Source organism: Bifidobacterium sp. M0307, assembly GCF_016100445.1.
GTDB lineage: Bacteria > Actinomycetota > Actinomycetes > Actinomycetales > Bifidobacteriaceae > Bombiscardovia > Bombiscardovia coryneformis.
Genome location: NZ_JACFSL010000001.1, coordinates 344482 through 358354, shown reverse-complemented (window position 1 = coordinate 358354; position 13873 = coordinate 344482). Strand labels below are relative to the sequence as shown.

The window sequence follows — 13873 nt, the reverse complement described above, 5'->3', positions numbered from 1 at the left end:
ACGCATAAGCTGTAAGGGATAACCGACGAAACGAGGTGCCTTATGGGAACGAACCGGACAGCAGTCATCGACGTAGGCGGCGGGTTCCGTTCCATCTTCGGCGCCGGCGTCTTCGACCGTTGCATAGAGGAGGGCATAACCTTCGACCACTGCTACGGGGTGTCGGCCGGCAGTGCCAACCTGGCCTCCTTCCAGGCGGGTCAACTCAGGCGATGCTACAAGTTCTATACCGTCTACTCCTCTCGGAAGAAGTACGCGAGTGCGGGCAACTTCCTCAGAGAGGGAAGTTACGTCAACCTGGACTACGTCTACGGGACGCTTTCGGCCCACGACGGGGAATGCCCCTTGGATTACCCAGCCTTGAGGAAGAACCCCGCAGGGTTGACCGTTGTGGCCTGCAACGCACTTGACGGATCGACGACATACTTCGACAAGTCCGATCTGGCTCAGGATAACTACGACATTCTCAAGGCCTCGTCCACGGTGCCGTTGGCGAACAAGCCCTACATGATCGAGGGAGTACCCTACCTGGACGGTGGTATTGCCGACCCAGTACCGATCAGGAAGGCCCTGGATGAGGGGTACGAACGCGTGGTTCTGATCCTGACCCGTCAGCGCGATATCCTGCGCGAACAGAAGAAGGACGTCCTCCCGGCGAAAATCCTGTCCAGGACCTACCCGGCGGCCGCGGAACGGCTCCTGGAGCGATACAGGACCTACAACGACGAAGTGGCCCTTGCCAAGGAGGCCGAGAGAGATGGCAAGGTCCTGATTCTGGCACCCGACAGTCTGTGCGGACTGACCACCCTCAGCAAGTCCATGAAGGGGTTGAACGAGATGTACGACAAGGGTTATCGGAGTGCCGAGGCCATCAGGGACTTCCTGTCCGACTGAATCCGGCGAGCCATCCGGCTGATTGGTGGTCGGACTTTCGGTGATGTGCGTCTGCCGTCAGGACATCGGAACGAAATGCCTGGCCTGAAACAGATCGTCTGGCGACCAACGCGACCAGCACGGTTAAGTCATGGTTTCGCCTACCCCCCCCCCGCCCTCCTCAAGGGTCCTGACCTCGGGCTCCTGGCCAGGTATCCGCGATGCCGTCATTTCAGCACCACTGGGGTTCGAATCTTGGTCTGAGCCTCTCCGAACTTTGGAAATACATCGCCAGCGTAATCGAAGGTAATAGACTCGGCCTTACCAGCCCGCGCCGAAACCGTGGACGAATGCACCTTTCCCGAAAGGACGATTCATGACACAACTTCGCAATACCGATACGGATATCTTCCCCCTGGTGCTTGGCGGAAACACCTTTGGATGGACCAGCGATGAGCAGACCAGCGACCGGGTCCTCGATGCCTACGTCGAAGCCGGGGGAAACCTGATTGACACCGCCGACGTCTACTCGGCCTGGGCGCCGGGCCACTCCGGCGGCGAATCCGAGATCATCCTGGGCCGATGGCTGGCCAGGAGCGAAAAACGAAACGAGGTACTGGTGGCCACCAAGGTCAGCCAGCATCCTCAGTATCCCGGTCTATCGGCCGAGAACATCGAGCATGCAGCCAACGCCTCCATGCTCCGCCTGGGCGTGGATGTAATCGACCTCTACTACGCCCACTTCGACGATCAGGAGACTCCTCTGGAAGAGACCGTCTCCGCTTTCGACAAGCTGGTCAAGGAGGGCAAGGTCCGCGCCATCGGCCTTTCGAACTACTCCCCCGACCGGATTCGCGAATGGTTCAGAATCGCCCGTGAGAACGATCTGACCCTGCCGGTGGCCCTGGAACCTCAGTACAACCTGGTGTATCGATCCACCTATGAGGATGGGCTCATGGAGGTCGCCAAGGACGAGGACCTGGCCGTATTCCCCTACTTCTCCCTGGCGTCCGGCTTCCTTACCGGCAAGTATCGCACCATGGACGATCTGAAGGGCAAGCAGCGTGAAGGCATGGTCAAGGACTTCTTCACCCAGGAGGGCCTGGACGTGGTCTCTGCCATGGACGACATCGCCAAGGCGCATGGGACCGAGCTTGCCACGGTGGCCCTGGCCTGGTTGAACCACCGCCCGCAGATTGCGGCCCCCATCGCCTCGGCACGTACTCCCGAACAGCTGCCGGCTCTCCTGGCGGCAGCCAAACTGGAATTGAGCGATGACGAGGTACAGACCCTGAACACCGTCAGCGACATGGTCGGCGCCTGAGCCTCTCATTGAGTGGCAGGCGGCAATCGTACGGACCAGGACCGAGAGATAGGACTGGTTACGACCTGGATTACAGGCCGAGCGGAGTCAACCAGACCACGTGCTTCGATCGATGAAACCTGCCAAGCGCAACCTGGCATAGGAAAATGGGGTTCCCATCCTTGACGGGATGGGAACCCCATTTTTCCGGCTCTGTGTCAGGCCTTGGCCAGGTCCACCTGGGCCTCGGTCAGACCCTCGTCCGACCTGATCTCCAGGCCGGTGGCCAGGGTCTCCTGGCTGATCAGGTCCCGGAACCGCTCGGCCTTCGACGCATCGGCCTCGGGCAGGGTCAGGGTCAGGTCTATCCGATCTGCGATATCCAGATCGGCGGCCTTACGGGCATCCTGAACCTGCCGAATCAGGTCTCTCACATACCCCTCGGCGAGGAGGTCGTCGTTGAGCTGGGTATCAAGAATGACGAATCCTCCTGTCGGCAGGGCGGACGAGACCGACTGGTCCATCCTGGCTCCGTCCTCCTGCTCAACCCGGTTGTCAAGCTGATACTCGGCGGGTTCCAGGGCCACATCCCCGCCAGGAGTCTGGACGACCACACGACCGTCCTCTTCACGCCAGGCACCGGTCTTGGAGGCCCTGATGACGAACTGCACCTGCTTGCCCAGCCTGGGCCCGGCGGCCCTGGCATTGACCTTCAGGTCGTGGATGATGCGCAGACCCTCTTCCTGGGCCTGGTCCAGAGTGCAGAACTCCACATCCTTGATGTTGAGTTCGGACTTGAGGATACCCGCGTAGGGCCGGGCCGCCTCGGGATCGTGGTCGATGACGGTCAGTCTGGAGAGGGGCTGACGGACGCGAATCTGCTCGGACTTGCGCAGGGAGAGGGTGGCTGAAACAACCTCCCGGACCTTTTCCATGGCGGCGACCAGGGCCGGATCGTCCTTGACGACCTGACCCAGCTCGGTCTCTTCGCCAGTGGTCTCATCGACCAGGAAGGGCCAATCCTCCAGGTGGACGGACTCACCGCCGGTCAGCCCGCGCCAGACCGCCTCGGCCTCCATGGGGGCGAGCGGGGCCAGCACCCTGGAGAAGACCTCCAGAACCGTATAGAGGGTGTCGAAAGCCTGGTGATCCTCGCTCCAGAACCGGTCACGATTGTTGCGGATGTACCAGTTCGTCAGCACATCGATGAAGTCGGTGACGGCATCGCAGGCATCCGAAATGGCGAAATCATCCAGGGCCTTCTCCACGGTCAGAACCAGGCGACGCAGACGGGCCAGCAGGAAGCGGTCCATTTCGGGTAGGTCGCCGACCTGGTCCGCCGTCAGCCGTTGCGCCTCATACCCATTCCCCCCATTGGCCGCATTGGCATAGAGGGTGTAGAAGTAGTAGGAACTCCAGACCGGCAGCATGACCTGGCGGACCGTATCGCGGATTCCATCGGCCGTGACCACCAGGTTGCCGCCACGAAGGATGGAGGAGCTCATCAGGAACCAGCGCATGGCATCTGAGCCATACTCATCGAAGACCCCATTCACATCCGGGTAGTTGCGCAGATGCTTGCTCATCTTCTGTCCGTCGGACCCCAGGACGATACCGTGGCAGATCACGTTCTTGAAGGCCGGTCGGTCGAAGAGCGCCGTAGACATGATGTGCATGGTGTAGAACCAGCCACGGGTCTGACCAATGTACTCCACCACGAAATCGCAGGGGTCCCTGTCCTCGAAGTACTGCTTGTTCTCGAAGGGGTAGTGGAACTGGGCGAAGGGCATGGACCCCGATTCGAACCAGCAGTCCAGCACGTCCGAAATCCGGTGCATGGTCGACTTGCCGGTCGGGTCGTCAGGATTGGGCCTGGTCAGCTGGTCTATCCAGGGTCGGTGCATGTTGACCTGACCCTTGTCATCGGTCGGGTAGCGGCCGAAGTCCCGCTTGAGCTCCTCCAGGGAGCCGTAGACATCCACCCTGGGGTACTTGGGATCGTCCGAGACCCAGACCGGTATGGGCGAACCCCAGAATCTATTGCGTGAGATGGACCAGTCGCGGGCGTTGGCCAGCCACTTACCGAATTGGCCGTCCTTGACGTTTTCCGGAATCCAGTTGATCTCCTGGTTGAGTTCCAGGAGACGATCCTTGATCTTGGTCACGGAGACGAACCAGCTGGACACCGGCTTGTAGATCAGCGGTGTGCCGCAGCGCCAGCAGTGGGGATAGGAATGGACATAGCTCTTCTCCTGGAAGAGTATGGCCCGGTGTTCGGCGGGAACCCTGGCCAGGGGGCCGTCCCCGGCACGTAGGTTGCGGATGATGGGCATATTGGCCTCGAAGGCCTGTACGCCCTCATAGTCCGGGCAGACACTGGTGAATACGGCACCGGCATCGAGCACATCCACACTGCGGATGCCCTTGGCGTTCAGGGTGTTCATATCGTCTTCGCCGTAAGGGGCCTGGTGGACCAGACCGGTACCCTCCACCGTGTCGACGTAGTCGGCCGTGTAAATCGTATAGGCATTGGGGCCGGGGGTGCCGCCTTCGGACTCGGCCTGCTCCCCCTCGAAGTACGGGAAGACGGGCCAGTACCGCCAACCATCCATCTCGGCCCCTTTGAGAGTGCGGACCACCTGGTAGTCCTCCCCCAGCTGCTTGGCATAATCCCCCAGGCGGGCCGTGGCTATGTAGAAACGCTTACCGGCGAAGGGGCCCTCCACCGGGCTGACCTCGGAGTACTCGATGTCGGCCCCGACCACGATGGCCAGATTGGTGGGGACGGTCCAGGGGGTGGTGGTCCAGAAGACGGCATAGGCGTCCTCGTCCCGAAGCTTGACCGCCACGGAAACCGTCGTGTCCTGCCGGTCCTGGTAGACATCCGCATCCATGCGCAGCTCATGATTGGACAGGGGGGTCTGGTCCTTCCAGCAGTAAGGCAGAACCCGGTTCCCCTTGTAGGCCAGACCCTTGTCGTAGAGGGTCTTGAAGGCCCACATGACCGACTCCATGTAGGAGACGTCGAGGGTCTTGTAGCCGTGGTCGAAGTCGACCCAGCGTGCCTGACGATGGACATAGTCCTTCCACTCGCCCGTGTACTTGAGCACCGAGGCACGGCAGGCATCATTGAACTTCTCGATGCCCATGCCCTCGATCTGGTCCACGCTGTCGATGCCAAGTTCGCGCTGGGCCTCAAGCTCGGCAGGCAGGCCGTGGGTGTCCCAGCCGAAGACCCGGTTGACCTTTCGCCCCTTCATGGTCTGATAGCGAGGAATCACGTCCTTGACGTACCCGGTCAGCAGGTGCCCGTAGTGGGGCAGACCATTGGCGAAAGGAGGACCGTCAAAGAAGACGAACTCATTGTCGGCATGGTCGCCCGAGGGCCGACGGTCCACGGACTTGTCGAAGGTATCGTCACGGTCCCAGTAGTCCAGCACGGACTCCTCCATCCCGGGGAAGGATGGGTTGGGTGTCACCCTGGACAGAGCAGGGTCGACCACCGCCTTGGGGTAGACGTCGCCGTCCCGACTTGTCATGGTTGAGGTATCAGTGGTCCGATTCACCGTTCACGCTCCTCGCTGGTTGCTCATTCACCATGTCGAGGACGAGGGACCCTGGGGTCCACCGCGGTACCACCTCGCTTGCCCGGACGGAACCGTACCGGACCGCTTGATCTGATTGGGCTGTACGGGCCCACCCGTCGGTTCTACTGGGGACGCATCGCAATGGTCCCGTTCTTCCGAAGGCTCCCCGCTGATAACGGATCACTGCCCACTACCTAAAGAATATACCACCGGGCGTTTGCTGCCAGGGCGGTCTCGGAAAATGACATGAATCATCTTCCCGGCCCCGCTCAGGTACGGGAATCGGAATCCTGTATCTTCCCCACAGACTCCCGCTGGACGAAAATCGTGGGGATGCTCAACATGGGTCCCAGACCCGTAACCCCATTCCGGATCAGTTCAAGGAGCATATCCACTCCCCTGCGCCCCATGTGACCGGCCTGCTGGGAGATGATTGAAATCCTGGGGGTCATGAGATTGAAGACATCGATGTCATCGAACGAGACAAGAGACATCTGGGATCCGATTCTGATTCCACGGTCGTGGAAGATGCCCAGACAGCTGATCGCATCAGGTGAGTACCCGAAGATGAGGGCCGTGGCACCGAATTCGGTAATCCTATCCAGGGCCGCTTCAAGAGAGGCACCCGTACCATCACTTGAGAGGGTCAGGGCCCCGCCGTCCCCGAAGAAGTCGGGGCTCAGCGTTTTGAAGGCTTCTGCACGCTCGTTAAGGCTGAAAGACTTCAAGGATGGGTGGGCGAGGTAGGCGATTTTCCTGTGCCCATTGGCGCGCAGTGTGCTCATCGCCTCTTCCAGGCCGGGCCTGGGGTCAGAAACCACATAGGGAATGGTATCCATACCCGGTACGCGTCGATCCACGAAGACCGTGGGAAGTTTCCGCTTCACCAGAGCCTTCAACCCGTCCGACTTCTCGCCTTGGGGAATGACAATCAGTCCGTCGAATCGCTGCCCCAGGATGTTGGTGATGAAAGAGTCCTGACGCTCTACGTTTTCCGCGGATGTACCAATCAGGGTGTTGTATCCGCTCTCGTAGAGAATCCCCTCAACGGAGCTGACCAGATCGGCGAAATACCTGTTACGCAGATCAGGCACCAAAAGGCCGACCATTTTGGAATCGGACGCACGGATGGCCTGGGCCCTCGAGTCCGGAATATACCCCAGGTCATCAACGGTGTTCAGCACCAACGTTTTGGTTTTGTTTGAGAATCTGCCCTTGCCGTGCAGGACCTGCGAGACGGTCGCGATGGAGACACCTGCCTCTTGCGCCACATCGCGAATAGTCACAAATCCCATAAAGACTCTTTCTCATTTGACAAGCTGCAACTTTTCAAGCATAGCCCAGACTCAACATTGGATACTGAACACGCACCAGGTACCAGGCCCGCCCGGCTGACCCCACAGAGGCCGGACGGTCGGTCGGCGACCTACCTCTACACCTGGAATCGAACAGGGGCCTCCCAGGGCCGACAACATCGACACCGGGAGGCCCCTGGCATGATTCCCGCCGCCTATCAGTACGGAAGCAGGAGGACGGAGAGGACCAGTACGCTGATGATGCCCACGATGCTGGGCACGCTGGTCCGCTTGAGCACCTTGGTGGGCTCCACCTTGATGCTGGCAGCCACGATCATAATGACCGCCGCCACCGGGGATATGCCACGGGCCAGGTTGGCGATCATCTGCATGGGCAAGGCGATAAGGATGCCGTTGACACCCGCAGCAGCAGCGATTCCGGGCACCAGGGCGATGACCGCGTAGAACATGGCCAGGCCGCCACCGGACAGGAAGCCGAACAGGCAGGTGGCCAGAGCGAAGATCAGAGCCACAGTCAGGCCGGCCCCGGTGGATCCCTCCACAGAGTGGGTCAGGGCATCAATCAGCCCCAGCTTCTGCACACCGGTGGTGAAGAGGGAGCCGCCGCAGACCAGGATGACCACCTGGCTGAAGCCACGACCCATACCGGTGAACATCTCGACGACCGATCCCTGGATCTTCTTGAAGGAGCGATGGCGGATGGTCTCGATGATGACCGCGATGAAGAAGGAGATGAAGGTCAGCACCACGATATCCATGGTCAGACCCTTGACGAACATGGCCGCAATACCGATGACCAGGATCAGAATGAGGGGCAGCAGGGGCAGGAAGGCGTAGTATCCGGGAATACCGGTGGTATCACGCACGGCTTCCGCTTCATGCTCGGCCTGGTCGGCAATGACCGTGCCCTCCTCATGACGGTCGCACCACTTCTGCCAGAGGTAGTGGGCCAAAGCCATGATAAGCAGGGAGGGAATGGCGATCTTGGCATTGTTGCCGACATATTCGATCAGATCGTAATTGAGTGTCTTGGCGGCAATGACGTTGTCCGCACCCAAGGGGGTGGGCATGATGGTGGCCGTGCAGGCAATCACTCCGGCGGCGGTCAGTGAGGAAAGGCCCATGCCCACCAGTACCGGGTAGAGGATCGACATGAGGATGATCGCCAGGCTGGAAGCGCTGGGGATGACCAGGGACATGACATTACCCAGCAGGAAGACAGCCGGCACGATGAGCGCCTTGTGCTTGATGTGACGCAGGGGCTTGACCATGTAGTTCACGGCAACCTGGTTGGCTCCGATGACGTTCATGTAGGCCGAGTAACCAAACAGGACCATGATGACCAGACCGGCGGCCTGGAGCTGGTCGAGGATGGTGTCCTTGAATACCATGAAGACATCGAAGAGACCGAAACCGGTACCCTTGCCCGCATCATACAGGGGATGTCCCAGAGCCCAGGCACCCAGGAGGAGGACCAGGCCACCGATAATCAGGCTCAGGGCCGGATTGTATTTCTTGATGATCAGGTACCCGATCGCCACCAGGACGACCAGAACCAGAATGATCTCCGCAATCATCTATTGACTCTCTTTCTTGATCTTACTTTTGTTATCAAATGCACTTGCTCATGCCGTCCAGGAACCAGGCCCGGAATCCTTCGGAATCCACATCGACAGCCACAGAAGCATTGGCGGCGCGGTTCCGATACCCCTTCAGGTCAACGACCGTGCAACCGCGGGTCGGCCCCTGCGCCAGCTCCACCTCAACTGAGGTTTCCGCGAATTCGAAGAGTTCGGGGGCCAGGATGCATGCGACAGCGCAGGGATCGTACATCTTCAGACCCGTGGCGAAGCTTCCTCCGCGGTACTTCTTGAACAGGTCGTGGGTCATTGTGCCCACCTTCCCCATGGCAGGCAGCTGAGCGCTGTCCTCGGGCAGGACCAGGGCCTTGAGACCGACATCCAGACCGGCCATGACGATGGGGATTCCCGACTCGAAGACAATGGCAGCGGCCTCGGGATCCGTGGCTATATTGAACTCGGACATGACGCCACGGTTGCCGCGGGCAGTGGAGCCTCCCATCATGGCGATCCGCCCAATCCCCTTGGCGACCTCGGGGTACACCTTGAGCAGGAGGGCGATATTGGTCAGCGGTCCGATGGTCACCAGGGTGACCGGTTCGGACGAGTCCATGATCTCCTTGCGCATGGCCTCGATCGCATGTTCCTTCAGCAGCAGGGAGTGATCGGGCTCAGGGAAGTCGAAGCCCTCCATTCCGGTTTTTCCATGGATGTCACTGGCATCCACGAACGGCTCCAGCAGAGGAGCGGGGGCCCCCTGGGCCACCGGAATGGGTCGCTCGAAATAGGTCAGCAACCGCAGGGCGTTCAGTGTGGTCTTGTCCAAGCCGACATTACCGGCCACCGTGGTAATCAGACGCACATCCAGCCGGGGCGAGAACAATGCCAGGGCGATGGCGACGGCATCGTCGATTCCCGGGTCGGTATCGATGATGACAGGTGTAGGATTCATGATTCCTTCTCCTTTGACTTGTTTACAGTTGATACTCGCGCCTCACGGGCACCATCCAGGAAGAGGACCATCCCGCTTCCCAGACCCGGACCGGGTCGCCGGGTAAAACCATGCCCCTCGTAGAAGCCCTCCTTGCCGGGGGTGGCCATCAGCCCTACGTAGGCATGCTCACAGGCCTCTTGTCCAATTCGGTCCAGCAGAGCCTGGAGGATGACACTTCCCACACCCTGGTGACGGTAAGGGGGCAAGACCACGAGGTCCTTGATGAAGAAGGCGATGCGCCCGTCGGCCACGACCCGGCCGATACCGGCCGGTTCACCGTCTACATCGGCCACGACCGAGCAGTAGCCACCGACCAGGGCCGCCTTTACATCATCGATGGGGTAAGGATGAAAATCCGCAGTCGAACGCACCCGTTCATAGAGTTCCGGCGTCAGTGCATCGTGCCGAATGACGACCTCCATTGGAATCCTCTCCTTTGAGTGCCCACGTTGCTATAACGTTTTATCAACACATCAGAGTGTAACCCGACGCCCAAGGTTTGTCTAATTCAGCAGTTTCGCACTAACCGTCAGTCCTGGAATCGCCCGGTATTCCTAGGGTCTCCCGGCAGGTCATCCAGGGTGTCCTCGGCACCCAGGGTCTGCCTCCAAACGTCCAAAGGTCGGCCATAGGGGCAAGCCCGGCCTCCCCTCACCTGCAGGTCGGCCTTGGCCTGGAGCACATCCTCCTCGTCGACCCCGTCCAGGAAGCCGGTCAGCCCGGCAAAACGATCGGGGTCATAGAAGGCGCCGCCGATGATTTCAAGGAGCCGCCCGGCCCTCTGCATGGGCAGGGAGTCCCAGTGCCGGAGTTCGATGTAGTTCTTCAATCGAACGTCATTGAAGTGGGTGGTCAGGATATGTGCAATCTCGGCATCATTGAGTCGCCGGTCGGGATAGATGTCCCCGGCGTTCTCATGCCAGGCAATGAAGACCTGCTTCCCGTCTGGCCCCTCCACCTCAGGGGTGTGCGAGACGTCGGCCACCATGAGCGGGGTCGACAGCACATCAACGGCGTAGTCCTCCCAACCGAATCCATCATCGAACAGACCAGGGATCAGGCCGGTACGCTGAGGGTCGAGCCAATCCCATATCCTCTGTCGCCTCAAGGGCAGACGATTGGGCCTACCCTCGAAGACCGGGGTGTTTCGGAAGAAGTAGGCGAGAATGGGACCGATGGCCGTACCCAGGCGAATCTTGGCAATGGCATCGGACTCGTCCCGATAGTCGATGCTGATCTGGGTGGAAGCGGTACTGCGCATCATCATCGGCCCGCATTGGCCGATGCGGCCCAGGTAGGTGTTCATGACCGCATACCGTTCCTTGGGGTTGACCCCCACATCCGCATATGAACCTGCCGGACGGTACCCATATTCAACCAGGCGGAACCCCAATCGCTCGGCAATCGGATTGACTTCTGCACGAAAGCGTCGGTACAGGTCCTCGAACCCCTGACGATCGCGCACCACACCCAGCGAGCACTCCACCTGGCTCCCCGGCTCCAGGGAGACCACGCAGCCCGGCCGGCTCAACCCGACCAGGTGTCCATCCTCGCGATATTCCGCATCACCGTCATAGTAGGGCTCCAAGGCCGCAAGCAGAGCCTCTATGCCCCGCTCCCCCTCATAGGGAACCGGGGAATCGCACCCGTCGTTGCTGACCGGGATATGCTCTATTTCGACGCCGAAACGCCACCGGGACGGAGGCTTGGCCCCCCGCGAGAAGTAGTCAACCAGGCTGTCCACATGACGGGGATTGGGCACCGTCAACAGGTGTGCATATCCAACGCTTCCGTTTTCCCTCATGCTGCCATGGTAGGAGCGCGCGGAGGTCACGGGCAATCAACACGCCAGGACATCCGCACCTGGCGGACAGCCCACAGACGGCCACAGTCCAGGGCGATTGCAGACTCAGTCGACGGTCACCGTCACAGCCTGCAAATCCTCCCTGCGAGAGGATGACCCCACCAGCACCTGGAACTGACCAGGCTCGACCTTGCGACGACATTCGGCATCAACCAGGGTCCATTCGGCCACTGGAAGATCGAAGACCACCTTGCAGGTCTGCCCCGGATCCAGCCGAACCCTCCGGAAAGCCTTGAGCTCGCGGTCGGCCCAGCTGACCGAGGTCACCAGGTCGCTGATGTAGACCTGGACCACCTCGGTACCCGGCAGCCGGCCGGTGTTGGTCAGGTCCACGGACACTCTGACCACGTCTTCAGCTCCCACGGTGTCCGAGCCGTCGACCTGGGGCTCTCCGTACGCGAAGGTGGTGTAACCCATTCCCTGTCCGAAGGCGAAGGCCGGTTCCTGGGTCAGGTCGGCATAACGGTTGCCGTGCTGTCCTCGGATCTGGTTGTAGTAGACCGGCAACTGCCCGGCATGCCTGGGGAAGGTGATGGGCAGTCGGCCCGTGGGCTCGACCATCCCGGTCAGAATCCTGGCCAGGGCCAACCCGCCCTGCATACCAGGGTCAGGCTGCCAGATCAGGGCCTTGGCCGACTGTGCCGACGGGGGCAGAATCAACGGCTTGGAGGACATGAGCACAATGACCATGGGCTTGCCCGTCTGGGCCAGGGCATCCAGGAGATCGCGCTGAGGGCCGTAGAGTTCCAGAGTGGCAGTCGAGCAGCCCTCACCCACCAACTGGACCACGTCACCGACCACGGCCACCACCAGGTCGCTTTGCCTGGCCTGGTTGACGGCCTTATCAAACCGGACCCGATCGATTTCGGCAGGGGCAGCCACCTTGGGCCTGGGCTGCCCGTCCGGGAAGAACGGGCCCTCCGGGTCGTCAACCAAGCGGACAATATCGACACCCTGCTCGCAGTTCAGGGTCCAGTTCTCCGGCAGCACCCGACGCAACCCGTCTGCCACGGTCGAAATCATCTCCCGAGGCTGGTCTTCGATCCAGTCGCATTGACCCGAGCCACCGGCCCAGTCCCCCAGCTGGTTCTGGGCATCATCGATCAGCGGCCCCACCAGGGCAATGCTGTGCGCCGCATCATCGCGAGGACGACCCTCCGCGTCCACCCCGCCGAACAGGGGAAGGATGCCGTCATTCTTCAAAAGAACCGCCGACTCCTGAGCCACCTTAAGGTTGAGTTCCTGATGCTCCGGAGAGTTGATGACCGCCTTCTGGGCCTGAACATCCGGCAGGCGCGGATCTTCGAAGAGCCCCATACGGAATTTCAGGGCCAGGATGTGCCTGACCGCTCGATCAAGGTCTTCCTCACGGAGCAACCCGGAATCCAGTGCATCCAGGGCCCCCTGGTAGAAGCCTGGCGTGGTCATGATCAGGTCGTTGCCCGCCTTGACAGCGGCCGCGGCAGCCTTGGTGTAGTCGGGCTGCACCTTCTGTTCCCAGACCATCCGACCCACGTTGTCCCAGTCTGTGATCAGGGTCCCCTGGTAGCCCCACTGCCCGCGAAGAACATCGCTGAGCAGCCAATCGTTGACGGTGACCGGAACCCCGTCGATGGACTCATACCCCAGCATGAAGGTGGCCACACCCTCCTTGGCCAGGCGCTCGAAGGGCGGCAGGAACCATGAGAGCAGTTTGCGGTGGGATAGGTCCGCCTCGGAGGCATCGCGCCCGCCTTGGGTCTCGGAATAGCCGGCGAAGTGCTTGGCCGTGGCCAGCACGGCATCCTTGGGCAGCTTTCCGGTCAAGGCCGAGCCGCCCTGATACCCGCGCACCATGGCTGAGGACATCTCCCCAATCAGGTAGGGGTCTTCGCCGAAGGTCTCATCCACCCGGCCCCAGCGGGTGTCCCTTGCTATGCACAAGACCGGGGAAAACGTCCAGTGAACGCCGGTGGTGGCCACCTCCCTGGCCGTGGCCCGACCCATTCTCTGAATCAGATCAGGGTCGAAGGAGGCCGCCATGCCGAGCTGCTCGGGAAAGATGGTGGCTCCGCGGAAGAAGGAGTGTCCATGGATGCAGTCGTCACCAATCAGCAGGGGAATGCCCAGACGGGTACGATGAACAGCCTCGTCGGCCTTGACCATGTTCTCCGGAGAGACATGCAGAAGGGATCCGGCGTGCTGGTCCACCACCTCCTTGTCAATTCCCTGGCGGGCATCCACCTGCATCATCTGCCCGACCTTCTCCTCACGGGTCATCCGGCCCACGAGGTCATTCAACCGTTCATCCACTCCCAAGTCGGGATTGCGATAGGGCATATCCTGCGCCATAGCATCCACTGTCATCAGACCAACT

Annotated in this window: 9 protein-coding genes; 2 read left to right on the top strand and 7 right to left on the bottom strand. The window is 60.8% G+C overall.

Annotated features, from left to right (window positions below; genetic code table 11):
• The first annotated feature begins 42 nt into the window (after positions 1-42).
• Together H3V08_RS01330 and H3V08_RS01325 are read left to right on the top strand one after the other, a co-directional pair.
• Positions 43-894: a patatin-like phospholipase family protein gene (locus H3V08_RS01330; RefSeq protein ID WP_198181355.1), complete on the top strand. Its 852-nt coding sequence runs from the start codon at positions 43-45 to the stop codon at positions 892-894.
• Positions 895-1249: 355 nt separating this feature from the next.
• Complete coding sequence (locus tag H3V08_RS01325) at positions 1250-2197, top strand: aldo/keto reductase (RefSeq protein WP_198181354.1); 948 nt, start codon at positions 1250-1252, stop codon at positions 2195-2197.
• A gap of 197 nt (positions 2198-2394) precedes the next feature.
• On the opposite strand, the gene ileS is transcribed toward H3V08_RS01325, so the two are convergent.
• The 7 genes from ileS to H3V08_RS01290 all read right to left on the bottom strand — a co-directional run bounded on the left by ileS (position 2395) and on the right by H3V08_RS01290 (position 13863).
• Positions 2395-5742: a mupirocin-resistant isoleucine--tRNA ligase gene (gene ileS, locus H3V08_RS01320; RefSeq protein WP_332461781.1), complete on the bottom strand. Its 3348-nt coding sequence runs from the start codon at positions 5740-5742 to the stop codon at positions 2395-2397.
• A gap of 290 nt (positions 5743-6032) precedes the next feature.
• On the bottom strand, positions 6033-7058 hold the full coding sequence (locus tag H3V08_RS01315; RefSeq protein WP_198181353.1) for a LacI family DNA-binding transcriptional regulator: 1026 nt from the start codon (positions 7056-7058) through the stop codon (positions 6033-6035).
• Between the two features lie 218 nt (positions 7059-7276).
• Positions 7277-8656: a C4-dicarboxylate transporter DcuC gene (gene dcuC / locus H3V08_RS01310; RefSeq protein WP_198181352.1), complete on the bottom strand. Its 1380-nt coding sequence runs from the start codon at positions 8654-8656 to the stop codon at positions 7277-7279.
• Between the two features lie 34 nt (positions 8657-8690).
• On the bottom strand, positions 8691-9611 hold the full coding sequence (gene rihC / locus H3V08_RS01305) for a ribonucleoside hydrolase RihC (RefSeq protein ID WP_198181351.1): 921 nt from the start codon (positions 9609-9611) through the stop codon (positions 8691-8693).
• Positions 9608-10075 carry a GNAT family N-acetyltransferase gene (locus H3V08_RS01300; RefSeq protein WP_198181350.1) on the bottom strand — a complete coding sequence of 156 codons (468 nt, stop codon included), beginning with the start codon at positions 10073-10075 and terminating at the stop codon, positions 9608-9610. Before H3V08_RS01300 ends, rihC begins: the two co-directional genes overlap by 4 nt.
• A 107-nt stretch (positions 10076-10182) precedes the next feature.
• A complete protein-coding gene (locus H3V08_RS01295; RefSeq protein ID WP_198181349.1) occupies positions 10183-11457 on the bottom strand; it encodes a glutamate-cysteine ligase family protein in 1275 nt (424 codons plus the stop codon).
• 105 nt (positions 11458-11562) lie between these two features.
• Positions 11563-13863: a glycoside hydrolase family 3 N-terminal domain-containing protein gene (locus tag H3V08_RS01290; RefSeq protein WP_198181348.1), complete on the bottom strand. Its 2301-nt coding sequence runs from the start codon at positions 13861-13863 to the stop codon at positions 11563-11565.
• Between the last annotated feature and the right edge of the window lie 10 nt (positions 13864-13873).